This window comes from Desulfovibrio sp. SGI.102 (genome assembly GCF_050314315.1).
GTDB lineage: Bacteria > Desulfobacterota > Desulfovibrionia > Desulfovibrionales > Desulfovibrionaceae > Desulfovibrio.
The window spans coordinates 1-23105 of record NZ_JBNPNC010000024.1; the positions used below are offsets into that span (position 1 = coordinate 1).

Annotated in this window: 20 protein-coding genes and 1 tRNA gene; 9 read left to right on the forward strand and 12 right to left on the reverse strand. The window is 64.9% G+C overall.

The features are described from left to right. Positions 1 to 386 precede the first annotated feature (386 nt). The 8 genes from priA (at position 387) to mutM (ending at position 9272) form a co-directional block, all read left to right on the forward strand. Positions 387 to 2723: a replication restart helicase PriA gene (priA, locus tag ACQRCJ_RS06800; protein ID WP_418735188.1), complete on the forward strand. Its 2337-nt coding sequence runs from the start codon at positions 387 to 389 to the stop codon at positions 2721 to 2723. A 194-nt stretch (positions 2724 to 2917) separates the two neighbouring features. Next, entirely contained in the window at positions 2918 to 4162 is a 1245-nt protein-coding gene (locus ACQRCJ_RS06805) for an OmpP1/FadL family transporter (RefSeq protein ID WP_168935655.1), read from the forward strand. A gap of 179 nt (positions 4163 to 4341) precedes the next feature. After that, on the forward strand, positions 4342 to 4998 hold the full coding sequence (locus ACQRCJ_RS06810; protein WP_168935656.1) for an outer membrane protein: 657 nt from the start codon (positions 4342 to 4344) through the stop codon (positions 4996 to 4998). Positions 4999 to 5290: 292 nt separating this feature from the next. Then, positions 5291 to 6799: a signal recognition particle protein gene (gene ffh, locus ACQRCJ_RS06815; protein ID WP_168935657.1), complete on the forward strand. Its 1509-nt coding sequence runs from the start codon at positions 5291 to 5293 to the stop codon at positions 6797 to 6799. 202 nt (positions 6800 to 7001) lie between these two features. Continuing rightward, complete coding sequence (gene rpsP, locus ACQRCJ_RS06820) at positions 7002 to 7238, forward strand: 30S ribosomal protein S16 (protein ID WP_072337376.1); 237 nt, start codon at positions 7002 to 7004, stop codon at positions 7236 to 7238. 217 nt (positions 7239 to 7455) lie between these two features. Continuing rightward, complete coding sequence (locus ACQRCJ_RS06825) at positions 7456 to 7686, forward strand: KH domain-containing protein (protein ID WP_006006428.1); 231 nt, start codon at positions 7456 to 7458, stop codon at positions 7684 to 7686. 6 nt (positions 7687 to 7692) lie between these two features. Next, entirely contained in the window at positions 7693 to 8226 is a 534-nt protein-coding gene (rimM, locus tag ACQRCJ_RS06830; protein ID WP_168935658.1) for a ribosome maturation factor RimM, read from the forward strand. A gap of 197 nt (positions 8227 to 8423) precedes the next feature. Further along, on the forward strand, positions 8424 to 9272 hold the full coding sequence (mutM, locus tag ACQRCJ_RS06835; RefSeq protein WP_304014717.1) for a bifunctional DNA-formamidopyrimidine glycosylase/DNA-(apurinic or apyrimidinic site) lyase: 849 nt from the start codon (positions 8424 to 8426) through the stop codon (positions 9270 to 9272). A gap of 515 nt (positions 9273 to 9787) precedes the next feature. Here mutM and ACQRCJ_RS06840 read toward each other — a convergent pair. The 12 genes from ACQRCJ_RS06840 to ACQRCJ_RS06895 all read right to left on the reverse strand — a co-directional run bounded on the left by ACQRCJ_RS06840 (position 9788) and on the right by ACQRCJ_RS06895 (position 20841). Further along, positions 9788 to 12403 carry a ComEC/Rec2 family competence protein gene (locus ACQRCJ_RS06840; RefSeq protein WP_427799523.1) on the reverse strand — a complete coding sequence of 872 codons (2616 nt, stop codon included), beginning with the start codon at positions 12401 to 12403 and terminating at the stop codon, positions 9788 to 9790. A gap of 4 nt (positions 12404 to 12407) precedes the next feature. Further along, positions 12408 to 12863, reverse strand: a complete 456-nt coding sequence (gene smpB / locus ACQRCJ_RS06845; protein ID WP_006006439.1) for an SsrA-binding protein SmpB — start codon at positions 12861 to 12863, stop codon at positions 12408 to 12410. 4 nt (positions 12864 to 12867) lie between these two features. Then, a complete protein-coding gene (gene ptsP / locus ACQRCJ_RS06850) occupies positions 12868 to 14631 on the reverse strand; it encodes a phosphoenolpyruvate--protein phosphotransferase (RefSeq protein ID WP_168935661.1) in 1764 nt (587 codons plus the stop codon). A 1-nt stretch (position 14632) separates the two neighbouring features. Further along, positions 14633 to 14920 (reverse strand): HPr family phosphocarrier protein, encoded by a 288-nt coding sequence (locus tag ACQRCJ_RS06855; RefSeq protein ID WP_168935662.1) that lies wholly within the window; start codon positions 14918 to 14920, stop codon positions 14633 to 14635. A gap of 194 nt (positions 14921 to 15114) precedes the next feature. Beyond that, positions 15115 to 15864, reverse strand: coding sequence for a PTS system mannose/fructose/sorbose family transporter subunit IID (locus tag ACQRCJ_RS06860; protein WP_427799524.1), 750 nt, complete (start codon positions 15862 to 15864; stop codon positions 15115 to 15117). A 46-nt stretch (positions 15865 to 15910) separates the two neighbouring features. Further along, positions 15911 to 16759, reverse strand: coding sequence for a 16S rRNA (cytidine(1402)-2'-O)-methyltransferase (rsmI, locus tag ACQRCJ_RS06865; protein ID WP_040369578.1), 849 nt, complete (start codon positions 16757 to 16759; stop codon positions 15911 to 15913). After that, positions 16692 to 17147, reverse strand: a complete 456-nt coding sequence (locus ACQRCJ_RS06870) for a YraN family protein (protein WP_297138108.1) — start codon at positions 17145 to 17147, stop codon at positions 16692 to 16694. The genes rsmI and ACQRCJ_RS06870 overlap by 68 nt, the downstream gene beginning before the upstream one ends. A gap of 23 nt (positions 17148 to 17170) precedes the next feature. Next, the gene (locus ACQRCJ_RS06875; protein ID WP_371926113.1) at positions 17171 to 17890 is read right to left on the reverse strand and encodes a ribonuclease HII; all 720 of its coding nucleotides are present in this window, start codon (positions 17888 to 17890) and stop codon (positions 17171 to 17173) included. Positions 17891 to 18025: 135 nt separating this feature from the next. Then, complete coding sequence (rplS, locus tag ACQRCJ_RS06880; RefSeq protein WP_006006452.1) at positions 18026 to 18373, reverse strand: 50S ribosomal protein L19; 348 nt, start codon at positions 18371 to 18373, stop codon at positions 18026 to 18028. 61 nt (positions 18374 to 18434) lie between these two features. Next, positions 18435 to 19730: a tRNA (guanosine(37)-N1)-methyltransferase TrmD gene (trmD, locus tag ACQRCJ_RS06885; RefSeq protein WP_204626173.1), complete on the reverse strand. Its 1296-nt coding sequence runs from the start codon at positions 19728 to 19730 to the stop codon at positions 18435 to 18437. 111 nt (positions 19731 to 19841) lie between these two features. Continuing rightward, positions 19842 to 20435, reverse strand: a complete 594-nt coding sequence (locus ACQRCJ_RS06890) for a 4'-phosphopantetheinyl transferase family protein (RefSeq protein WP_297138095.1) — start codon at positions 20433 to 20435, stop codon at positions 19842 to 19844. A gap of 312 nt (positions 20436 to 20747) precedes the next feature. Further along, positions 20748 to 20841: transfer RNA gene (locus tag ACQRCJ_RS06895), tRNA-Sec, on the reverse strand. A gap of 292 nt (positions 20842 to 21133) precedes the next feature. Here ACQRCJ_RS06895 and ftsH point away from each other — a divergent pair. Then, complete coding sequence (gene ftsH, locus ACQRCJ_RS06900) at positions 21134 to 23104, forward strand: ATP-dependent zinc metalloprotease FtsH (protein ID WP_168935682.1); 1971 nt, start codon at positions 21134 to 21136, stop codon at positions 23102 to 23104. Position 23105 lies beyond the last annotated feature (1 nt).

The following is a 23105-nucleotide window of genomic DNA, read 5'->3' on the forward strand; positions in this document are numbered from 1 at the left end:
TATCGGCGGAAGGACGACCGACAGAGCCTTTGGAACCTGGAAGAAGTTTTTCAATATTTGCCCATACCTTGTCGGAAATATCATGCCTCCGATGTGCCGCCATATGGTCTCTCCTCATTGTAAGTGAAGAGATTATAACATACTTTTGAATTTGACGACACTATCTAGTCTTTCCCGACCGGGATGTTTCAGGGGGGGGCGCAAGCCCCCCTTTTCCGTTTTTGAGGCAGCCGTATCAGACGTCCTTGCCTTGCCTGTCTCCTGCGTCTATGCTGCGGCATCCTTCGGATGCATAGCTCTCTTTTGGCGGGAGCGATGCAACTTTCTGCCGCTGTGTCCGTGCAGCCTGGCAGGCCCGACAGATTCCCCTCTTGTCACGAGGTCCCATGTTTGCCCGTATCGCTCTGCTTTCCGCTCCTTACAGCACCCTGACGTACGCCTTGCCCGACATCTTTCCCGAAGAGTTTTGGCAGGAAGGCCTGCGCGTGGCCATCCCCCTGGGCCGTGGTGCGTTGCGGGCAGGCATCTTGATGGAGCGGCTGGAGCACAGCGATCTTCCTGACGGTGTCACCTGCAAGGAGGTGGCCTGGCCGCTGGAGACCGTCCCCCTGCTTTCGGAGGAGATCAGGGCGCTGGCACGGGATCTGGCCATCCGGCAGGGACTGGAGCCGGGCTGTGTGTTCGGGCATGTCCTGCCGCAGGGCTTGCGCCAGGTGGATCTGCGTATCCGCTGGCTGGCGGCGGACAGGGATTTTTCCTGTACGGTGAAGCAGATCACGAAACTGGAACCGGATCTGCGTCAGGCCCTGGCCGTGGCTCTGTGTCGGGGGGAGGCCCGCCTTGTCGCTCCGGGCCGGGATGCCGCCGGGGAGGAATTCTGTGTGCTGCGGGTGGATCCTCCCTGGCCGGTACGGCCGCAGGCCGCACGGCAGCGCGAGATACTGGACTATCTGCATGAACGGGGACAGGTCAGCCGTCGCCAGCTGACTCGGGATCTGGGAGCCGGCAGTGCTCCGGCCCTGCGATCTTTGCTGCAGGCCGGCTTCGTGGCTTTGCGCCACGCGGAGGCCGATGAGCCCGCTGACGAGCTGCTTCCGCCCGCGCCCCGGGCCTTTGAGCTCAATGCAGACCAGCAGCGGGCCCTGGAGGCCCTGCGTGCTGCGCTGGAGACGGAGCGGCCCGCATCGGTCCTGCTGTTTGGGGTGACCGGCAGCGGCAAGACGGCTGTCTATCTGGAGCTGATCCGGCATTGCATGGAGCAGGGCAGGAGCGTCCTCCTGCTGGCTCCCGAAGTGGCTCTTGCCTGCAAGCTGCGTCGGGATGCGGCCTGCGTCCTGCCCCATGTGCCCCTGTTTTTCTATCATGGCTACCAGCCCCCGGCACGACGGGAGGAGATCTTCCGCCGTCTGGCCACCCGGCAGGAGCCCTGCCTCGTGGTGGGGACGCGTTCGGCGCTCTTCCTGCCTGTACCGCAGCTGGGCTGCGTCATCCTGGACGAAGAGCATGACAGCTCGTTCAAGCAGGACGAGTCTTTGCCCTATCAGGCCAAGGAGCTGGCCTGGTCGCGCATCGCACGGCAGCGCGGCCTGCTGGTGCTGGGCTCGGCCACGCCGGACATCAAGACCTTCCATGCGGCCAGTCAGGGGCAGATAGATCTTCTTCGCCTGCCGGAGAGGGTAGGAGGGCGGCCTTTGCCGCCGGTGGAGCTGGTGGATACCAGTGGCCTGGCCGGGGAAGGGCTGCTGGCTGCCCGCAGCGAGCAGGCCCTGCGCGAAGTGCTGCAACGCGGGGAGCAGGCCGTTGTCCTGCTCAACCGGCGCGGCTACGCGCCCCTGCTGTACTGCCTGGACTGCAAGGAGACCGTCAGCTGTCCGCATTGCCACATCGCCCTGACCTACCATAAAGGGCGGGGGCGGCTCGTTTGCCATTACTGCGGCTATGCCGTTCCCTTTCCCAGTCCCTGCCCGCAGTGCAGGAGCATGAACTTCCTGCCCATGGGGGAGGGGACCGAAAGGCTGGAAGAATATTTGTCCACGCTGGCCGGGCAGCCTGTCCTGCGCCTCGACCGTGACAGCACCCGGCGGCCCGGACGCATGGAAGAGATACTGGCGGCTTTTGCCCGGCACGAGTCCCCCATCCTTGTAGGTACGCAGATGCTCTCCAAGGGCCACCACTTCCCTGATGTGACCCTGGCCATCGTGGCGGACGGGGATCTGGGGCTCAATCTGCCGGACTACAGGGCTGCGGAGCGGTCCTTCCAGCTGCTGGTCCAGTCCGCAGGCCGGGCAGGACGTGGCGACAAACCCGGGCGGGTACTGATCCAGACCCGCAATACCAATCACTACTGCTGGCAGTATGTCCAGAGCGGTGATTATGAAGGTTTTTATGCCGCCGAGCTGGCCCGGAGGCGACAACACGGTTATCCGCCTTTCGTGCGTCTGGCGTTGCTGCGCATCTCCTTCCCTGCGGAAGATCCCGGCGGTGCCGCGGCGCTGGGGGAGATGGCCCGTTTGCTGCAAACCAGGGCCCGTGAGCTGGGCGTGCGCCTGCTGGGGCCTATCCCGGCGCCCCTGGCCATGCTGCGGGGCCGCAGGCGTTTTTCCTGCCTCATCAAAAGTGCCGGCTGGCAGGAGGTCAGGGTGCTGTACCATGAAGCTTTGCGGCAGCAGTGCGCCAGCCGCTTGCGGCTTTTCCTTGACCTTGACCCTGTCAATATGCTCTAATCTTCCGGTTTATTTTTCCCGCAAGCGGGATTTTACTGGGGAAAGCTCCGCGGTGCCTGCCCCGGCATTTTTGCGGCCTTTGACCGGCCCTGATGCCGGAGCGTCCGGCATGTGCCATGGCCGGGCACGGCAGGGCGGGAGCCGGTACCGGGCGGAAGGAGCTTGTCCGGTGCTTCATGGTCAAGGGAGGAAGAATGAAAGCTTTGCGTGTGGTGGGCCTGTGGGTGGCCCTGGTTCTGGGAGTGGCGTCGTCCGCCATGGCTGAAGGTTTTGCGCTGACCGAGTGGAGCGCACGCGGTCTGGGGCTGGCCAGCGGCATGGTGGGCCGCGCCGACGACGTGTCGGCCATCGCCTACAACGCGGCCGGCATCACCCAGCTGCCCGGCGTCCAGGTTATGGGCGGCATGGCCCTGGTCGCGCCTATGGGGACCTTGTCGCTGGATACGGCCCACGGCAAGCAGGAGACCACCACCAAGCCCGCCGTGTGGGCCGCGCCGCACGCCTACGCCAGCTGGCAGCTCAATGACAGCCTGTGGCTGGGCCTGGGCGTGTTCTCGCGCTTCGGTCTGGGCAACAGCTACGACCAGAACTGGACCGGCCGTTATAATCTGTACAGCGTCAACCTGCAGACCATCTCCGCCGTGCCCACTCTGGCCTGGAAGATCAATGACATCCTCTCCGTGTCCGCCGGTCTGGAGATCATGAACGTCAACCTGACCACGGAACAGAAGGCGCCCATCTTGGATCATGATGCCGAAGTCCAGGCCTCGGGCTGGGGCGTGGGCGGCCATTTCGGCCTGCATGCCCGCCTGAACGATCAGTGGTCCGTGGGCCTGGCCTACAAGACCCAGGTCACGGTCAATGCCTACGGTGATGCAAAATTTGATGGTCCGTATGCTGGTAAGCTGCAAAAAGTCACGAACTCTGATGCCCACAGTACCGTGCAGCTGCCTGACTCTCTGGCCCTGGGCGTGGCCTACAAGCCTCTGGACAACCTGAGCTTCGAAGTGGGTGCTGTCTGGACGCGATGGTCCACCTACAATTCCCTGAACATCTACATGGACAACGGCAATCAGTCCATCAGCCACAAAAACTGGCAAGACGGCTGGAATTTCAACGCCAGCGTGGAATACAAGCCTCTGGACTGGTGGAGCCTGCGTGCCGGTTTCTGGTACGAGACCCCGGTCATCAACGAGGATCACTCCGACTTCATGGTGCCCTCCAACGGCCGCACGGCCCTGACCCTGGGCACGGGCGTGGAGTGGAACGACTTCACCATCGACTTCGCCTACTGCCACATGTGGATCAATCCGACCAACTATGATGACACTGATGCAAGTGGTATTCGTACCCCCGGTCTGGCATCCGGTATCACCGGCGGCAATTCCAAGGACACCGTGGCCAACATCTATATGCTGAGCTTCGGCTACAAGTTCTAGGCTGCTTTCCGGCAGATTTCAGGGGCGTCGTCCTTGGGGCGACGCCTTTTTTTGCGTCTTGCGGCACAGAGCATTTGACCGCGGGCTGGAAAATCTCTATAGTCCCGTTTGAGAAAGTCTAAACTTTTACCGCCTGAACAGGCCCTGCTTTGCAGGAAACATCTCTTTGGAGGAGAGCAATGAAACGCACCATCCTTGCACTGGCTCTGCTGGTGGCTCTGGTCCTGCCCGGCATGGCCAAGGCCGAAGGTACCGGTATGTACCTGGCTCCCAAGTTCCTGATGACCATTCAGGAAACCGGCACCATCGAACGCTCCGGTATGGGCGGCGTGGACGAATACTCCCAGTTCACCCTGGGCGGCGCTCTGGCTGCCGGTTACGACTTCTGGCCCCAGTATCTGGTGCCCCTGCGTGTGGAACTGGAATACGCCCTGCGCGGCAACAGCGAAAAGAGCTGGGGCAGCAACTGGGGCAGCGTGGACTGCACCTGGAACAGCTCCACCCTGTTCGCCAACCTGTACTATGACTTCCGCAACGACAGCGCCTTCGTGCCCTACATCGGCGCCGGTATCGGTATGTCCTTCAACTACCTGGGCTTCGACCTGCACCGTGGCGGCAGCGCCGTTTCCCGTGACGAACACACCACCAATTTCGCCTGGAACGTGGGCGCCGGTGTGGCTTACAACGTGAACGACGCCCTGTACATCGACGCCGCCTACCGCTATGTGGACCTGGGCTACACCGAAGCCAGCGGTTCCCTGAACGGCGACCAGATCAAGGTGGGCAGCCGTCCTTACAACCACGAATTCATGCTGGGCCTGCGCTTCGCTTTCTAAAGCGCATTATCCGCGATTTGAAAAGGCCGCTCCCTCGGGGCGGTCTTTTTGTTTTTTGGCAGGCAGGGGCGGCGTGAGGGGCATGTCCCCCGGGATCCGTGAGCCACAGACAGGCCGGGACGGCCTGGTAAAAAGCCGTGATGGCCGCCACTGCGGTCTTTTCTTGACGAAACGGCATAAACAGCCTATGAATCACAATTCTGTATGCGCTGGCCGGGCCCGCGTGATCTGTCGCCATGTCCTGCGGCAGGGAGGGCAGGGCCTTTCAGTGTAACTTGATAGCGGGGTTCCCATGTTTGAAAGTCTTTCCGATCGCCTTTCCGGTGTGTTCCGCTCCTTCAGCGGACGCGGCCAGCTGACGGAAGAAAATATCCAGGCCGGCCTGCGCGAGGTGCGTCTTGCCCTTCTGGAGGCCGACGTCAACTTCAAGGTCGTCAAGGACTTTGTGGAGAACGTCCGCCAGAAGTGCCTGGGACAGGAACTCATCAAGGGCGTCAGTCCGGCGCAGCAGGTCGTCAAGATCGTCCATGAAGAGCTGGTGGGGCTGCTTGGTGGTGAGACAGCGGGGCTGAACCTTCAGGGCCAGGAACCAGCCGTCATCATGCTGGTGGGCCTGCAGGGCTCCGGTAAGACCACCTCGGCGGGCAAGATCGCCAATCTGCTGCGCAAGCAGAAGATGCGTCCCTATCTGGTGCCTGCCGACGTGTACCGTCCCGCGGCTATCGATCAGCTGACCGTGCTGGCCAAGCAGCTGGACATGCCCTGCTTCCCGTCCACGGTGGACATGAATCCCGTGGACATCGCCCGTCAGGCCATGGAAGCCGCCCGTGAGCAGCAGGCCACGGTGGTCCTGCTGGACACCGCCGGCCGTCTGCATGTGGACGAGCCCCTGATGCAGGAACTGGCCGCCATCAAGGCGGCGGTGAACCCGCAGGAGATCCTGTTCGTGGCCGACGCCATGACCGGTCAGGATGCCGTGACCGTGGCGGAGTCCTTCAACGAACGTCTGGGCCTGACCGGTGTGGTGCTGACCAAGATGGATGGCGATGCCCGCGGTGGTGCGGCCCTGTCCATCCGGGCGGTGACCGGTGCCCCGGTGAAGTTCGTGGGTATGGGCGAAAAGCTGTCCGAGATGGAGGTCTTCCATCCTGACCGCATCGCGGGCCGCATCCTGGGCATGGGCGACGTGCTCACCCTGGTGGAAAAGGCCCAGGCCACCATCGACGCCGACGAGGCCGAAGCCCTTGCCAAAAAGATGCGCAAGGCCAGCTTCGACCTGGAAGATTTCCGTACCCAGATGCGCCGGATCAAGAAGCTCGGCTCTCTGGACAGTATTTTGAAGATGATCCCCGGCATGGGCGGCCTGCGCGAAAAGCTGGCCGAAGCCAACGGGGCCATGCCTGAAAAGGAAATGGCCCGTACCGAAGCCATCATCAACTCCATGACCATGGCCGAGCGCCGCAACCCCGATATCCTCAACGGCAGCCGCCGGGCGCGTATCGCCAAGGGCGCCGGGGTCACGGTGCAGCAGGTCAACCAGCTGGTGCGCCAGTTCGAGCAGATGCGCCAGATGATGAAGGGGATGATGGGCGGCAAGGCCAAGGGGATGCCTGCCATGCCCAGGATGCCCCGGGGCATGAGCATGCCCGGCGGCATGGGCGGGATGCCCGGCATGATGCCGGGGATGGGTGGCATGCCCGGTATGCCGCCCATGGGGCTACCGGATGCCGGACACGGCAAGTCGGCGGCGGCCAAAAAGCGCAAGAAGCGCGAACGGCCTGCCAAACGCAAAAAGAAATAGGCCCGTCCGTGCGGTCTGTCCGCACGGATCAGCGTCCGTTCCCCGGCAGAGCACGGCGAAACCTCATCGCCAGACGGCTGCGGCGATGCCGGAGACGCGATAAAAAAATCGTTGCGGCGCACTGGTCATTGATATAATGGGGGGAGGGCAAACTTGCTCTTTTGCCCCCGCAACGCTACCATAGCACAAACAGGAGATAATCATGGCTGTTAAGCTGAAATTGACCCGTCTGGGCAGCAAGAAGCATCCTTTCTACCGCGTCGTGGCCGCCAACGACGAAACCCGTCGTGATGGCCGTCCGCTGGAATTCCTGGGTTACTACAACCCCATGACCGATCCCGCCGAAGTGAAGCTGGACGCCGAAAAGGTGAAGGCTTGGCTGGATCGCGGTGCCGAACCCACCGACACCGTCCGCGCTCTGCTCAAGAAGATGGCCTAAGGGTATCTTTGCAGGATACCATCGTACCGGTCTTTCCGGTACTGGCCCGATGTTCTTCCGGTGTGCGGTACTGACGCGGCAGATCCCTGAGGGGGCTGCCTGATGGACGTACCGCACCGCAGGCGCATGGCGCTTTTCCCGCGGGCTTTTCCTGCGGAGATGCAGCGCCCGCTCACAGCAACAGTCTTGTCACGGCAGGACTTGCGGGAGGCCAGCAATGAAAGCTTTGATTGAATTTATCGCCCGTTCGCTCGTGGACGCGCCTGATCAGGTACAGGTCACTGAAGTGGAAGGCGAACAGACCACTGTGCTGGAATTGAAGGTCGCCAAGGAAGATCTCGGTAAGGTGATCGGCAAGCAGGGCCGCACGGCACGCGCCATGCGCACCTTGCTCAGCGCCGCGTCCACCAAGGCCAAAAAACGCGTCGTACTCGAGATCCTGGAATAGTTCCTCATGGCACGACGCATCCATATGGGCACGCTCGCGCGCCCGCACGGTATCAAGGGGGAGATCTGCGTCGACTGGTACGCAGACTCCCCTTCGCTGCTGGACGGTCCTTTCTGGTTGCAGGCGGGCGATGCCCCGCCGCGTCCTGCCCGGGCCCGTTCGTGGCGCATGCACAAAGGTCGTCCCCTGCTCCTGCTGGAGGGGGTGACCGACCGTAACGACATCGAAGCCCTGCGCGGCCAGAAGATTCTTGTGGACCGCGACCTGCTGCCCCCTGTGGACGAAGACGAAGTCTACGTGGAGGACGTGTTGGGCTTTGCCGTCATCCTGCCTGACGGCTCCCGCCTGGGCGTGCTGGATCATGTGGAATATCCTGCCGGTCTGGAGGTCTGGAGCATCGTGACCGATGACGGCAAGGAAGTCCTGTTCCCTGCGGAAGCCTCGTTCATCGAAGGCTTCGACTTGGAAGGGGAGTGCATCCACATCGCGCCGCCGGAAGGCCTGCTGGACATCTATCTGGGCGGTGACGAACAGGCCTAGCCTGTGGAGTCGGTTTTGCCGCCGGATTGCGGCGGGCATTCGGACCGTCCATAGGACTGTCCTGTTCCCTGTTTTTTGCCTGTCTTTTTTGCTGCCCGTGCTGTCCGCAACACGGGCTGTCTTTTTCCTGGCCGGATGGTTCCGGCCCCTGCTGGTTTGGACCTGCCCTCGGCAGGTCTTTTCGTATGAGGTGGATCATGCCCGAATTGCCGGAAGTGGAGACCGTCGTCCGTACTCTGCGGCCGCAGGTACTGGAGTGCTGCATCGAGCGGGTGGACGTGCTGCGCGAGCGTTCCCTGCATCCCCTGAGCCTTCCTGTGGAGCGACTGGCGGGGACGCGCATCAGCGCTGCCCGTCGCCGGGGCAAGCTGGCCCTGCTGGATCTGGAGCCGCCCGCCCTAGCCGCTGCTCTGCCTGTGCCGTCGATTCTGGCCGTGCATCTGCGCATGACGGGGCGCTTCATGGTCCACCCGGAAGGGGCCGCCCCTTTGAAGCACACGCGCATCATCTTCCATTTGCAGCGGCCTGACGGGAGCCGGGCGCAGCTCTTTTTCGATGATGTGCGCTCCTTCGGCCTGGTCTTTGCCGCCACGCCGGAGCTGCTGGAGCGCTGGGACTTCTGGCGTTCGCTGGGCCCGGAACCGCTGTACATGGGGCCCGGTTCTCTGGGGCCGCGTTTGCACGGACGCCGGGCCATCAAGGCCGCCCTGCTGGATCAGACCGTACTGGCCGGTATCGGCAATATCTATGCGGACGAGTCCCTGTTCCGGGCCGGTATCGATCCCCGCCGGCCTGCCGGGGAGCTTTCGGAGGCAGAAGCGGAACGTCTCCGCTGCGCTTTGCAGGAGGTCTTGCGGGAATCCATCGCCCAGTGCGGCAGCTCCATCCGTGATTATCGGGATGCCAACGGCAATGTGGGCGCTTTCCAGAATACCTTTTTCGTCTATGGCCGTGGCGGACAGCTTTGCCGTCGCTGTGGCACGGAGCTGGAAAAAGGGCGCATCGCCGGCCGGGCCACGGTATTTTGTCCGCAGTGCCAGAAGTAGCGGGCGATCTTTTGGGGAAGGGAGCTTTGCGGTAAAGCTCCCTTCCCCTCTCTCAGCAGACCTCGGTCTGGCGGGCATTTCGGGCCGTCAGCCTGACAAACAGTTGTGTATGGCTGATGTGCAGCCGTGATGAGCAACGGGCCGTTCCCCGCGGGGAGCGGCCCGTTGTCCGTGTCCGGCGCCGTACAAAGAGGAGAGTGTGCGCAAGGGTATCCTCTTTTCCAGAGCTTGAGGCCGCAGGCTGTAGAGTGATGCGCAGCCTGTATCCATGCGGTGCGCGCACAAAGGTCACCGGACAACCACCGCACTGCTGCCACTGTCATCGCGTCAGCCGAGCGAATACCGTACGTTGCGGAGGACGACAGCAATTTTTTATCCGGAGGACTCTCCACCCTGCCGTCGCCGTTCGCAAGGCATGCGCTCGTCGATGAGGCCCCACACGTCCTGCGGACAAGGTCGTCCCGCGTCCGGCAGGCAGCGGTAGCAGTAGGGAGGATTTTCTTTCTCGTCTGTCTTCAGGGCCGTACCGGCCGGGCGGTGTCCCAGTCCAGAAGAGGGACGTCCCTGTCGCCTGACAGGGGCCAGGTCACACGGACATGCCCGTGGCGGCCTGTCTGCAGCAGGGGGATATGCTGTTCTTCCAGCCATTGTCTGAGCTGTTTCCCGGGATGGCCGAAGCGGTTGAAGGCGCCGCAGGAGGCTACCACCAGCCGGGGGCGCACAGCCGTCAGGAATTCAGGCAAAAAAGAACTGTCCGAGCCGTGGTGCGGTGCCAGCAGGACATCGGCCTGCACGTCCCGGCCACTGGCCAGCAGGTGGCGCAGGGCGGCCCCGTCGGCATCACCGGGGAAAAGGGCCAGGCCGTGCCCATTGTGGACCAGGCGCAGGACCAGGGAGGCACTGTTGCCTTCCCAGACATAGGCGCCCGGGGCTGGCCGGGGCGGATGCAGCACATGCAGAGCCAGCCCGTCTTCGGGATCGCCCAGTTGCAGGGCATCTCCGGCATGGAGGGGGGTGTTCTTCCGTTTTTGCAGGGTGGCCTGCCAGATATGCCCCATCTGACCACTGCCCGGCTGGCCGTTGTGCAGCAGGAGCGCTTCGGGAAAGGCCGCCAGCAGGGGAGGGATGCCGCCCGCGTGATCGATGTCGGGATGGCTGTTGATGATGGCGTCCAGACCGGGGCGGGCATTGCAGGCCAGCAGGGGAAGGAGGAGTTCGCGTCCCGGGTTCCAGGAGCGGGACATGCTGCCTGCGGCGTCCACGAGCAGGGTCTGGCCATGCGGCAGACGCAGCAGGACGGCTTGCGCCTGTCCCACGTCAGGGACGGAAAGCTCCAGCCGGGGCACCAGACTGTGGTGCAGACGCAGGGCCGGGCCCACACAGGCCAGCAGCAGACCGCAGATGAGCAGGCGTTTTCCCGCCGGCGGCAAGCCGGGGCGTCCGGCCCGCAGGGCCAGTGCCAGAAAAAGGCAGGCCATGGCGGGCAGGGCCGTCCAGTGGGGCCGCAGGATGGGGGGGACGCTGAGCCAGCCCTGCGTCTGGAGGAAAAGCAGGCCGTCCACCAGCCACTGGCAGGGCAGGGCCACCACATCCAGCACCAGAGCGGCTGCCGGGCCAAGGCCGCACAGGCTGAGCCCCAGTCCCAGGAAGGCCCCCGGCAGGACAAGGGTGCCCAGGACGGGCAGCCAGAAAACATTGAGCAGGAACCACAGCCCGCTGTTGTTGAACAGCAGCAGGGAAAGGGGCAGCAGGGCCAGCTGGATGAAGAAGGAGACCAGCAAAATGCTGGCCAGTGAACGGAGCAGGCGCTGCCCGGGGGACGTCCGCGGGATACGGCGCAACAGCTGCCCCATGAGCGGCGTGGCGCAGCAGATGACGGACACGCACAGGGCGGAAAGTTGCAGACCGGTATCGAAGACGGACAGGGGGGAGATGACGGTGATGCAGAGCAGCGTGCAGCACAGGACATCCAGCCCGCTGGAAGGGAGGCGCTCCCGGAGCGTCTGGGGCAGCGGCATGCAGCGCAGGTGGGCCAGGGCCATGGCCGTGGCCAGCAACAGGAGCATCCCGGCCGCCCGCAGCAGCGAAGGCGGCGCATTGCCCAGCCAGAGATAGCCCAGGGCCGCCGGGCAGGCCGCCAGCGGGATGAGGACGGTACGGGGGCGCCAGAGATAGAGCCCCGGATGCATACGGGCCGCCAGCCAGACCAGGAGCATCCCCGCCAGACCGGCCACGAGCAGATGTTGCCCGGAAAGGGCCAGACTGTGGGAAAGGTTGCCGGCATTGAAGGCCTTCACGGTGGGCGTCTCCAGCAGGAAGCGTTCCCCGAAGAGCAGGGCCAGCAGGATGGCCTTGCCCTGGGGCACCGGTGCCGCGGAAGGCGTGGAAGGCGCGGCGACAGGGAGCTGGGGAGGGGCTGCGGCCGTCAGACCGGAGGGAGAAGCGGCGGCGGGCGGCAAAAGATCGTCCCTGCCCGGCAGGAGCACGGCAAGGAACTTTCGAATGAGTTCCAGACGCTGCCGGGCAAAGGGGGAGGGGGCGCCGTCGACGGCGGGCTGACCGCCCGTGCCCCGGCTCCAGATGCGCCAGCCGGTACCGTGGCTGTGCCACCAGAAGCCCCAATCGGTGAGGCCGAAGTTGCGCTGGGTATCCACGGGCAACAGCTTGCGTTGCAGGCGAACGGTCTGGCCCGGCAGCGGGAAGGCGGCGGCCTGCTCCCATGTCCAGGCAATGTTGCCGGGAAGATGGGCCAGAGGCTGGCCGTCAGGCTGTTGCAGATGCAGGTCGGTCAGGCTGATGCGCAGGCGCTGTTCCGGCAGGGTGCGTACATCGCTCACCCTGGCTTCCAGCACAGGCCAGTGGCGGGGCGGGGTGCGTGCCTCGTACAGCTGTTCCAGCACGGGAGGCACGGGAAAAGCGGGCAGCAGGGCCTGGGCCGTGACACAGCCCAGCAGGGCGACGGCACAGCCCACCAGCAGGCGGGGGAGACGCCACAAACGGCTGTCCGCCACCAGGACGCAAAGACCCGCGCAAAGCGCGGGTCCGGGCCAGCGTGCCGTCAGCAGGCCCAGCAGCCAGCATAAGAGCCAGCTTTGCCAGAGAAGGCCCGGGGCCAGCGGCGGACGCCACATGATATCAGGCCAGATCGCGGGCGGCGTCGCGTTCTTCGGCCCTGCGTTTGAGGGTCTCGCGATGGTCGAAGAGCTTCTTGCCGCGGCCCAGGGCGATCTCCATCTTGACCTTGCCCTGCTTGAAGTACATGCGCACGGGCACCACGGTCAGGCCTTTCTGTTCCACGCGGGCCGCCATCTGGCGGATCTCGGCGGCGTGCAGCAGCAGGCGGCGCGGGCGGTCGGGATCCTGGGGCACATAGCCGGCATTGTCGTACGGGGCGATATGCAGCGAAAGCACGAAGGCCTCGCCGTCACGGAAATCCACATAGCTGTCCAGAAAGTTGATCTTTCCGGCCCGGATGCTTTTGACTTCAGGGCCGGTCAGGCTGATGCCCGCTTCCACGAAGTCGGAGAGTTCGTACAGGTGGCGGGCCTTCTTGTTGACGGCGATGGTGGACGGGGATGGTTTTTTGCTCATATTCCTAACTGTTCGTCATGATGCTTGTGGTATGGAAGGCCAGCTCCGAGCCCAGGCTCTCCTGCAGGCGTTCGCGCAGCATGCGCTGCGAGGCCGTCACGTCGGTGCTCATGAGCACGCTGTGGGCCATGTCCATGCAGGTCTGGGCGTCCAGGCGGCGGATCATGTGCTTCATGCCCGGTACGAAGCGCGGCGAGGCCGAGAGCGTGTCCACGCCCATGCCCAGCAGCAGGGCTAGACCGTAGGGGTCGGCGGCCAGCTCGCCGCAGACGGAGACCCCGATGCCCTCGCGGTGGGCGGAGTCGATGATGCGCTTCAGGGAGCGGACCACGGCCGGATGCAGGGCCTCGTTGAGGTAGCCCACATGCAGGTTGTTGCGGTCGATGGCCATGAGGTAATGGATAAGGTCATTGGTGCCGATGCTGAAAAAGTCGCATTCGCGGGCCAGGGCATCGGCGATGAGCACGGCCGCCGGGGTCTCCACCATGATGCCCAGGGGCAGATCGGCGGCGTGGGGCAGACCGGCGGCCTGCAGCTCCTGCTGCAGTTCCTGCATGATGCGGCGCACGCTCTGCACCTCGGCCAGTCCGGAGATCATGGGCAGCAGCAGGGAGATATTGCCTTCCACCCCGGCGCGCATGAGGGCGCGCAGCTGGCTGCGGAAGATCTTCTGGTGCCGCAGGCAGAAGCGGATGCCGCGCAGGCCCAGGGCCGGGTTGGGTTCCTTGAGGGCTTCCTGGGCGCGGAGCATCTTGTCCGCACCGGCGTCCAGGGTACGGAAGACCACATGTGCGGGCGCGGCCTTGCGGGCCACGGCACTGTATTCGGCATAGAGCTCTTCCTCGCTGGGCAGATGCTCCCGCAGGAAGGAGAATTCCGTACGGTACAGGCCCACGCCTTCGGCGCCGCTGGCCTGCAGTTCGTCCATCTCTTCCAGCCGCTCCAGGTTGGCATGGACGCTCACGCGCACGCCGTCGCGCATCTCGGCGGGCCAGTGGGACTCGCTGCGGGTGCGGGCCTCCCACTCCTGATACTCGCGCTGGCGCTCTTCATAGGTGGCCAGATCGTCGGCATCGGGATCCAGCAGCAGGCAGCCGTTGAGGCCGTCCACGATGACCTTTTCACCGGGCTTGCCGGTCTCCAGCAGGCCGGTGACGCCCACCAGGGCCGGGATGTGCAGGCCGCGCGACAAAATGGCCGTGTGCGACGTGGGCCCGCCCTCTGCCGTGATGACGGCCCGCACGTCCTTGAAATCCATGTCCATGACGTCGGCGGGCGAAAGATCCTGGGCGGCCAGGATACCGGCGCCGGCCGCGGCGGGCAGGGCGCAGCTGCCGGCCAGGCATTCGCGCAGGCGCAGGCCCACGGCCCGGATGTCCTGCGCACGGTCGCGCAGATAGGGGTCGTCCATGTTGCGGAAGATGCTGCACAGCTGTTCCACCGTGCTGTCCAGGGCCCAGGCGGCGCAGACCAGTTCCTTCTCGATGCGGGAAAGGGCGCTGCCCACCAGTTTGGGGTCGCGGGCCAGTTCGATCTGGGCGGCGATGACCTCACGGTATTCGGAAAGGTCTTCCGGGACCTTGGCCATGGCTTCCTGCAGGGCGGCGCGCACATTGGTCACGGCGGCGCGCAGCTGTTCCTGCTCACCTTCCACTTCGCGCGGGCTGATGCGGCGCATCTCCACGGTCTGGACATTGTGGGCGAAGCGCAGCACCCCGATGGCGATGCCGGGAGAGACGGACGTACCGAAAAGAAGAGAGCGTGCCATATCAGTCCTGCAGATTTTCCAGATAATCGGCCAGGGCCGTCAGGGCTTCGCGGGCGTCATCGCCCCGGGCCAGCAGGGTCAGCGTGCAGCCTGTGGAGATGGCGAGGGAGAGGATATCCAGCATGCTTTTGGCATCGGCGGTACCGTTGTCGCTCTGGATCTGGATGTCGGAGGAAAAATTCTGGGCCTCCTGCGCCAGACGGGCAGCAGGCCGTGCGTGCAGCCCGCCACGCGTATGCAGCGTGACGGGGAGGACGAGGCCTTCGGGTGTTTCCTGAACTTCTGCCATGATATATTCTCCCTGGTCGCCCGGGGCGACCTGTACGATCTGTTCCTGACGGTCCCCCGCACCGCATCGGGGGCCTTGCGGCAAGGATGCCATGCCGTATGCGGCCCTGTCGTCTGAGGCGGCCGCAGACCCTGCGGAGCGCGCCTTTCCCGTCCGTGTGGCCGGATGTTTCCCTGCCGTGGCGGCAAGGGCCTTTACAGGCCGACCAGCCCCGTGTCCATGAGCACGAGAAAGGTCAGCAGGATCAGCCAGAGCACGATGCGCGGCAAATGCAGGCGCCCGATGATCCAGGCGGCGGCCAGAACGGCAGCGCCGCCGCCCATACACCAGAGGAGCGTATGCCGGTCCCCGCTGTAGGGCAGCAGCATGGCAGCCGCCATGGTCAGCAGGCAGGCATTGACGACCTTGATGCGGCCGGTCCAGTTGATGAGCCCCAGACGCTTGAGCCAGGCCAGGGCAGCCAGCCCGTAGCGCAGGGCAAAGAAAAACGTGCCTGTCCTGAAGGCCAGCAGGGCCACGGCCAGCAGGACCGTCAGCAGGATGACGGGCAGCGTGTGCCCGGCCAGCAGGAAGCAGATGCAGCACAACGCCCAGCAGGGGAAGACGCCCCCTTCAAAAAAACCGTCCCCCACGGCGGAAAGCGTAGTGCCCAGCGTGCGGCGCACCGTGTCAAGCGCGTTGGAGGGCAGTTTGCCTTCGGCCACCTGTTCTTCGATGTTCAGCAACAGGCCCATGTAGAAAGGCAGCATGTAGGGATGGGTGTTGCTGTGGGCGCTGTAGTGGGCCGCCGCCTGTGCCCGTGCTTCGGCCTCGGGATACAGGTGGCGCAGTGCCGGTTCCAGGGCGAACAGCAATCCCAGCTGCTGCATGCCGCGTGCCGTGACGGCGGCGTTGATGCAGCAGCTTCGCGCAAGGCAGGAAAGGGCTGTCCGGGTGGGCAACATGGCGGGCTCGCTTGGTTGGGCGGTCGGTTCCGTGGCGGAGAAAGGCTCAGGCGCGGGTCAGCAGTTCGTAAAGCTCCTTGGCGCTCCAGCCGGGGGCCATCTCCTGGGCCCGGCGGGCCACTTCCTTGGGCTTGAGACGCTCGTCCGCAGCGGCCATGACAGCTTCCAGGGCCCGGCGGGCTTCGGCTTCATCGGCGCGTTCCTTCTGTTCCGGCGGGCCGATGATGACCGTGATTTCGCCCAGCAGTTCTTCGGGCAGCTCCTGCCATTTCTCCAGACGGCCAAGTATAAATTCCTCATGTGTCTTGGTCAATTCCCGGCACACGGCCACGGCCCGGGGGCCCAGCAGCTCCGCGGCCTGGGCCAGGCTCTCGCGCAGGCGGTCCTTGCGTTCGAAGAAGATGAGCGAGCCCGGCGTGCGGGCAAAGGCCGAGAGCGTGGCGCGGCGGCCCGCGGCATCACGCGGCAAAAAGCCCAAAAAGGTGTAGGGCAGGGGCGGGATGCCCGCGGCGGAAAGGGCCGTCACCGGCGCCGAAGGGCCGGGCACGGGCGAGACGGGCAGGCCTTCGGCCCGGCAGGCGCGCACCAGACGGTAACCGGGATCGGCCAGCAGGGGCGTGCCCGCATCCGAGACCAGGGCCAGGTTCTGTCCCTGGCGCAGCAGGCGCAGGACCTCTTCCTGCCGTTCGCTCTCGTTGTGGTCATGGAAACTCAGGAAGCGGCGGGCCGGGATGTTGCACTGGCTGCACAGCAGCCCGGCGCGGCGGGTGTCCTCGGCCAGGATGAGGTCGGCGCCGGCGAGGACTTCGCGGGCGCGGGGAGAAAGGTCACCAGGGTTGCCAAGAGGCGTGGCCACTATCCACAGATGGCCCGGAGCCGGAGAGGTCGAAAGCATGGCGGATGTGCTCCATGTGCGGGCCCGTGGGCCCCGGTTCGATACAGACGAGGTCAAAGCGGCAGGGCAGGTGCCATTGGTCATGCGCGGCCAGCCAGGCCCGGGCGGCCCGGATCAGGGTCTGCCGCTTGCGCGGCCCCACCGCGTCCAGGGCGCTGCCCAGACTGCCCGGACCGCGCGTTTTGACTTCCACGAAAACAAGAGTGTCGCCTTCCCGGCAGACAAGGTCAAGTTCCAGCGGGCCGCTGCGCCAGTTGCGGGCCAGGATGCGCATGCCGCGCGCATGCAGCAGGGTGGCGGCGGCGTCTTCCCCGGCACGGCCCAGGGCGGCCTTGTGGTCCCCGCCCGCACGGTCGTCCCCTGCCGGTGGCCCGGAAGGACCGGCCAGGCGGCGCAGGCGGGAAAGAAAACTCACAGCAGGCTCCCCTGCCGGGTACCGGGGCATTCGTCCCTGTCGGGCAGCACGCCGCGAAACGTCAGCCGGTGCTGGCGGCAGGGGCCAAGACGGTGCAGGGCCTCGTAATGGTCGGCCGTGCCGTAGCCCTTGTGCCGGGCGAAACCATAGCCGGGATGGCGGCGCTCCAGATGCTCCATGAGCATGTCCCGGTAGGTCTTGGCCAGGACGGAGGCAGCGGAGATGGCGGGCACGGAGCTGTCCCCGCCCACCACGGCATTCTGGCGGGGCAGGTCGGGGGCGTCGGCATGACGTTTGCGCCAGTGCGGCAGCAGGACGGGCTCGGGCACGGTCTTGTTGCCGTCCACCAGCAAAAGGCCGGGCCTGCGCTTGAGGCCGGCCACGGCGCGGCTCATGGCTTCGAAGGTGGCCTGCAGGATGTTGATGCGGTCGATGGTGGCGGGCCAGATCACGCCCAGCCCCCAGGCCAGGGCGCACTGGCGGATCAGGGGCGCCAGATGTTCCCGCTGGGCGGCGCTCAGGGCCTTGGAATCCGTGAGGCCCGGCAGGTCGTATTCTTCCGGCAGGATGACGGCCGCAGCCACGACGGGACCGGCCAGACAGCCGCGGCCCGCCTCATCGATGCCCGCCATGAGCAGGGGACGGGAGGGCAGGGCGCAGAGCAGGCCCTGTTCCGGGGCCGGTGCGGCGGAGGAGCTTTTACGGCGAGGGGGCATCGTGTTTCACTCGGTTGCTAAAACGCCAAAGACCTCACCCCGCGCAAGGCAGGGTGAGGTTCATTCCGTTCGTATTCTGCCCGGGCATGTTCACAGGACCCTCAGGCCGCCATGGACATTCCGCTGGGCTGCGAATCAGAAGCGGCCGCGGGGCTTGATGCGAGCGGCTTTGCCCTTGAGGGCGCGCAGGTAGTACAGACGGCTGCGACGCACGCGGCCCTGGCTCACCACTTCCACATGGTCGATGAAGGGGGAGTGCAGGGGGAAGATGCGTTCCACGCCCACGCCGTCAGAGATCTTGCGCACGGTGAAGGTGGCGTCGGTGGTGCCGCGCTGGATGCGGATCACGTTGCCCTGGAACACCTGAATACGCTCTTTTTCGCCTTCCACAATGCGCAGATGCACTTTCACCGTGTCGCCGGAACGAAACACGGGCATATCCATACGCATGTTTTCACGTTCAATTTTCTTAATGATATCCATGCCCTACTCCTTAAATACGCAGCCTTGGGACGGCTGTCGTCGTGAAGAAAAACTGTGGCGCTTACTTGTAGTCGCCCAAAATTCTGTCGGCCAGGATAGCGGCCGCGCTCCGCACCGAAAGGTGGTTGTAGCCCAGATACCGTATGGGTCTGAGCACCCCGTCACACCGGGCGAGCACCTCAGGGGCCAGCCCCTGGGCCGTACCCAGCAACAGCAGCACAGGACCTTCTTCGCACATGCGGCACACATCCGCCGGACAAAGCGGCGGGGGCGCGTGCTTGTGAGCGGGCCAGGAGGCGGAACTTGCCACCACTCTGGGCCGCATGCCCGTGCGCTCCGTGAGATGTTCCACAGCGGCATCCACGGATTCGGCAGGACAAACCGTGGCGAGCGCCTGGGCCCGGTCCGGGTTGCCCCTGCTTCCCGCGCCTTGCGTCCAGTGCCGGACTATGGCCTGTAGCAGACGCTGCTGGTCCTCCAGCGGGGTCACGGCATAGAACGGTCCCATCGCATAGCTGCGGGAAATCCGGGCTATATCGTGAATATCCAAATTTGTCAAAGAGGAAACGCCGGAATTTTTCCGGCCCAGCAGCACGGGATAGTGCACGAGGCAGAAAGAAAGGTTCCTTCCGGCCCTTGTCCGGGGCAGCGTGGCCAGATGGCGGGCATCTTCCGCCACCAGGGGCGCGCTGTCCAGCAGGTCGGGCCGTACCCGCAGCGTGGTGGCCAGCGACTGCTGCCGCCGCCAGCGCGCTACGGCACCGTGGTCCCCGCCCCGCAGTACCTCCGGCACCTCGCGGCCTTCCAGGACTTCGGGCCGCGTGTAATGGGGGTACTCCAGCAGGCCGTTGGAAAAACTTTCGTCGTCCCCGGACTCCTCCTTGCCCATGAAGCCGGGCACCAGCCGCGCCACGGACTCGATGACGGCCAGGGCCGCCGTCTCGCCGCCATTGAGCACGGCTTCGCCCACGCTCACGGGCTCCAGAGGAAAGATGTCCAGCAGGCGGGCATCCAGTCCTTCGTAACGGCCGCAGATCAGGGTCAGGTCTTCTTCCCGGGCCAGCTCGCGGGCCAGCGCATCATTGAGGGGACGCCCGCTGGGAGCCAGCAGGATCATGCGTCCCGGCTTCTCGATGGAGCGCAGCGCCGCGGCCACCGGTTCGCCCTGCATGACCATGCCGGGACCGCCGCCGTAGGGGCGGTCGTCCACATGATGGTGACGGCTGGTGCTGAAGCTGCGGGGATCGTGGAAAGAAAAGTCCACGATGCCGGCCTCGCGGGCGCGGCCCAGCAGTGCCGTCTCAAGGGGCGAGCGGAAAAACTCCGGGAAAAGGCTGACCAGATGAAAGCGAAGCATGGGCGCACAGTGATCCAAAAGCGGGCATAAGGCAAGTAATGTTTGTATATGGCAGCTGCGAGGGGACACAAAATGGCCGGGGCGACCTGGTGCGCGGAAAAAATGGAAGCCTTACCCCCGCACCGCCACGCAGAGCCAGTGGCCGGGACAGGGCAGCATCTGCCAGCGGTAACGGGCGGCATCCAGCCTGAGGTCGCCTGTGCGCCGGCCGCTGCGGCCGCTGTCCAGCAGGCGCGGCGATCGGTCGCATCCCGTACCGGCGGCCTTGAAGACGGCTTCCTTGATGGTCCAGCGGCGCAGGCAGTCACGCTGCCGGGCTGATGGAGAAAGACGGGAGGAAAGCTCTTGGGGCGAGAAGGCCGATGCGGACGGCGCCGGGCTCGTCAGGGCCTCGGCATCCACGCCGGGGCTGGTGCCGGGCCCGGCCAGCAGGCAGAAGACCGCCTGTTCGCTGTAGCTGAAGCTGACGGAAAAGCCTTCCAGCCACGGACGGCCTGAAGGCAGGCGATGCAGACGGGGACAGGCATGGCGGGCGAAGAAAAGCCGGGCCTCCCGCATGCGGTGGAACAGCAGCGGCAGGGGATGCCAGCTCAAAGAGGGGAGGGCGGACAGACCGTCAACAGCGGCGCGATGCAGCAGCACCGCCAGCAGCAGGCGTGCCAGATGGCGTTTTTCACGTTCGGCCGGAAGGCGGAAAGCCGCCATATGGGCCCGGTCTTCCGCCGCCGGCAGGCCCTCCGGCAACTCCGGCAGTGAGATGGCAGGAGACTGACCGGAGAAGGACGGCAAAGGGCAGGCCGCCAGCAGCATGGGCGGCAAGGGAGAGGAAGATGTGAGCCGGGACATGCTGTGATGATGCCCGTCAGACAGGCAAAAGGCAATGCGCTGACGGTATCCCGACGCGCCGTCTGCTACAGGCAGGGACACCCTTGCGGCTGCCTGCCCCGGGGCTCCGAAACGGGGCTGATACAAAAAAAGTCCGCAGGCACAAGACTTGCGGACGGACTGTTGACGGGATGGCGGAGGCGTATAGGAGTCGAACCTACCGCAGACGGTTAAGCCTGCCACCGGTTTTGAAGACCGGGCGCCACACCGGTGACGACACGCCTCCACACAACAGCCATATATGTGACACAAAGCCCGGGGGAAAGCAAGTCCGCCCTGCGGCAAGGCGCTGGTACCGGAGTATGGTGCGGGAAGAGCGATTTTCCCGTCTCTCCGGCGCTGCCCATTGCCAGGCGGGAAAAGAGACTTATCTTGTTCCTGATCCCTGACCGGTGTCGATTGACACCCTGCCGCTGGTCAGAGTACCTTGACTGCTTGGCGCAGACCGGTGCGCCATCAGCACAACGCTTTACCGCTCTGTAGTGGAGGCCGAATTGAATCAGTTTAGTCGCAACCTGATGCTCTGGGCTGCCATAGTCCTTGCGATGGTCATGCTTTTCAATATGTTCCAGCAGCCGCAAAGCTCGGCCCAGAAGGTGTCCTACACGGATTTCATCGGCCGTGTGGACGGCGGGCAGATCAGCTCTGTGGAGATCCAGGGCAACACCCTCATCGGGCGCGGACCGGACGGTGCCTCCGTCCAGACCTATGCCCCGCGTGACAATGAGCTGGTGTCCCGCCTGCTGGACAAGAAGGTGGAAGTCAAGGCCCAGCCGCCGGAAGAACAGCCCTGGTACATGACCCTGCTGGTGTCGTGGTTCCCCATGCTGCTGCTCATCGGTGTCTGGATCTTCTTCATGCGCCAGATGCAGGGTGGCGGCGGCAAGGCCATGAGCTTTGGCCGTTCCCGCGCGCGCCTGCTCAACCAGGACTCGGCCCGTGTGACCTTTGAGGACGTGGCCGGTGTGGATGAAGCCAAGGACGAACTGTCCGAAGTGGTGGAATTCCTGTCCAACCCCAAAAAGTTCACCCGTCTGGGCGGCCGCATCCCCAAGGGCGTGCTGCTGGTGGGCCCTCCAGGTACCGGTAAGACCCTGCTGGCCCGCGCCGTGGCCGGTGAGGCCGGCGTGCCCTTCTTCTCCATCTCCGGTTCGGACTTCGTGGAGATGTTCGTGGGCGTGGGTGCCTCCCGTGTGCGCGACCTGTTCGTGCAGGGCAAGAAGAACGCCCCCTGCCTCATCTTCATCGACGAGATCGACGCCGTGGGCCGCAAGCGTGGCGCCGGTCTGGGCGGTGGCCATGACGAACGCGAACAGACCCTGAACCAGCTGCTGGTGGAAATGGACGGCTTCGAAAGCAACGAGGGCGTCATCCTGCTGGCCGCCACCAACCGTCCCGACGTTCTGGACCCGGCCCTGCTGCGTCCCGGCCGTTTCGACCGTCAGGTGGTGGTGCCCACGCCTGACCTGCGCGGCCGCCGCCGTATCCTCGAGGTCCACACCAAGCGTACGCCTCTGGATCCCGATGTGGATCTGGATACCCTGGCTCGCGGTACGCCGGGCTTCTCCGGCGCCGATCTGGAGAACCTGGTCAACGAAGCCGCCCTGCAGGCCGCCAAGCTCAATGCCACCAAAGTGGACATGCACGACTTCGAATACGCCAAGGACAAGGTGCTCATGGGCCGCGAACGCCGCAGCCTGATCCTTTCCGATGAGGAAAAGCGCATCACGGCCTACCACGAAGGCGGCCATGCCCTGGCGGCCCGCCTGCTGCCCGGTTCCGATCCCGTGCACAAGGTCACCATCATCCCCCGCGGTCGCGCCCTGGGCCTGACCATGCAGCTGCCCGAGGAAGACCGCCACGGCTACTCGCGCAATTACCTGCGCAACAACCTGGTGGTGCTGCTGGGCGGCCGTGTGGCGGAAGAGATCGTCTTTGACGACATCACCACCGGCGCTTCCAACGACATCGAACGCGTGACCCGCATGGCCCGCAAGATGGTCTGTGAGTGGGGCATGAGCGATGCCATCGGCACCCTGTCCATCGGTGAGACCGGTGAGGAAGTCTTCATCGGCCGCGAATGGGTGCAGAACAAGAACTACAGCGAAGAGACCGCCCGCCTGGTGGACGCCGAAGTCAAGCGCATCGTGGAAGAGGCTCACGCCCGCTGCGTCAAGCTGCTGCAAGACAACCGTGCGGCCCTGGACCGCATCGCGCAGGCGCTGCTGGAACGTGAGACCATCAGCGGCGAAGAGCTGGACCTGCTCATGGAGAACAAGCCCCTGCTGCCGCTGGATGCCAACGGCAAGCCGGTGAAGGCCGCTCCTGCCGGGGATTTCGTGCTGGAGCCGGATCCGGCCGACACGGACGCCGCGGCGCCCGAGGCGGACAAGGCTGCTGAACCCGCTCCCGAAAAGGCGGAGCAGGGCGATGTCGATACGGGCAACAGAACGCAGGACAACGATGAAAACGAACAGCGCAAGCAATAAC

Coding starts and splice junctions, on each gene's coding strand:
- priA (WP_418735188.1), top strand. CDS start 387: ATGTTTGCCCGTATCGCTCTGCTTTCCGCTCCTTACAGCACCCTGACG.
- ACQRCJ_RS06805 (WP_168935655.1), top strand. CDS start 2,918: ATGAAAGCTTTGCGTGTGGTGGGCCTGTGGGTGGCCCTGGTTCTGGGA.
- ACQRCJ_RS06810 (WP_168935656.1), top strand. CDS start 4,342: ATGAAACGCACCATCCTTGCACTGGCTCTGCTGGTGGCTCTGGTCCTG.
- ffh (WP_168935657.1), top strand. CDS start 5,291: ATGTTTGAAAGTCTTTCCGATCGCCTTTCCGGTGTGTTCCGCTCCTTC.
- rpsP (WP_072337376.1), top strand. CDS start 7,002: ATGGCTGTTAAGCTGAAATTGACCCGTCTGGGCAGCAAGAAGCATCCT.
- ACQRCJ_RS06825 (WP_006006428.1), top strand. CDS start 7,456: ATGAAAGCTTTGATTGAATTTATCGCCCGTTCGCTCGTGGACGCGCCT.
- rimM (WP_168935658.1), top strand. CDS start 7,693: ATGGCACGACGCATCCATATGGGCACGCTCGCGCGCCCGCACGGTATC.
- mutM (WP_304014717.1), top strand. CDS start 8,424: ATGCCCGAATTGCCGGAAGTGGAGACCGTCGTCCGTACTCTGCGGCCG.
- ACQRCJ_RS06840 (WP_427799523.1), bottom strand. CDS start 12,403: ATGTGGCGTCCGCCGCTGGCCCCGGGCCTTCTCTGGCAAAGCTGGCTC.
- smpB (WP_006006439.1), bottom strand. CDS start 12,863: ATGAGCAAAAAACCATCCCCGTCCACCATCGCCGTCAACAAGAAGGCC.
- ptsP (WP_168935661.1), bottom strand. CDS start 14,631: ATGGCACGCTCTCTTCTTTTCGGTACGTCCGTCTCTCCCGGCATCGCC.
- ACQRCJ_RS06855 (WP_168935662.1), bottom strand. CDS start 14,920: ATGGCAGAAGTTCAGGAAACACCCGAAGGCCTCGTCCTCCCCGTCACG.
- ACQRCJ_RS06860 (WP_427799524.1), bottom strand. CDS start 15,864: ATGTTGCCCACCCGGACAGCCCTTTCCTGCCTTGCGCGAAGCTGCTGC.
- rsmI (WP_040369578.1), bottom strand. CDS start 16,759: ATGCTTTCGACCTCTCCGGCTCCGGGCCATCTGTGGATAGTGGCCACG.
- ACQRCJ_RS06875 (WP_371926113.1), bottom strand. CDS start 17,890: ATGCCCCCTCGCCGTAAAAGCTCCTCCGCCGCACCGGCCCCGGAACAG.
- rplS (WP_006006452.1), bottom strand. CDS start 18,373: ATGGATATCATTAAGAAAATTGAACGTGAAAACATGCGTATGGATATG.
- trmD (WP_204626173.1), bottom strand. CDS start 19,730: ATGCTTCGCTTTCATCTGGTCAGCCTTTTCCCGGAGTTTTTCCGCTCG.
- ACQRCJ_RS06890 (WP_297138095.1), bottom strand. CDS start 20,435: ATGGCGGCTTTCCGCCTTCCGGCCGAACGTGAAAAACGCCATCTGGCA.
- ftsH (WP_168935682.1), top strand. CDS start 21,134: ATGCTCTGGGCTGCCATAGTCCTTGCGATGGTCATGCTTTTCAATATG.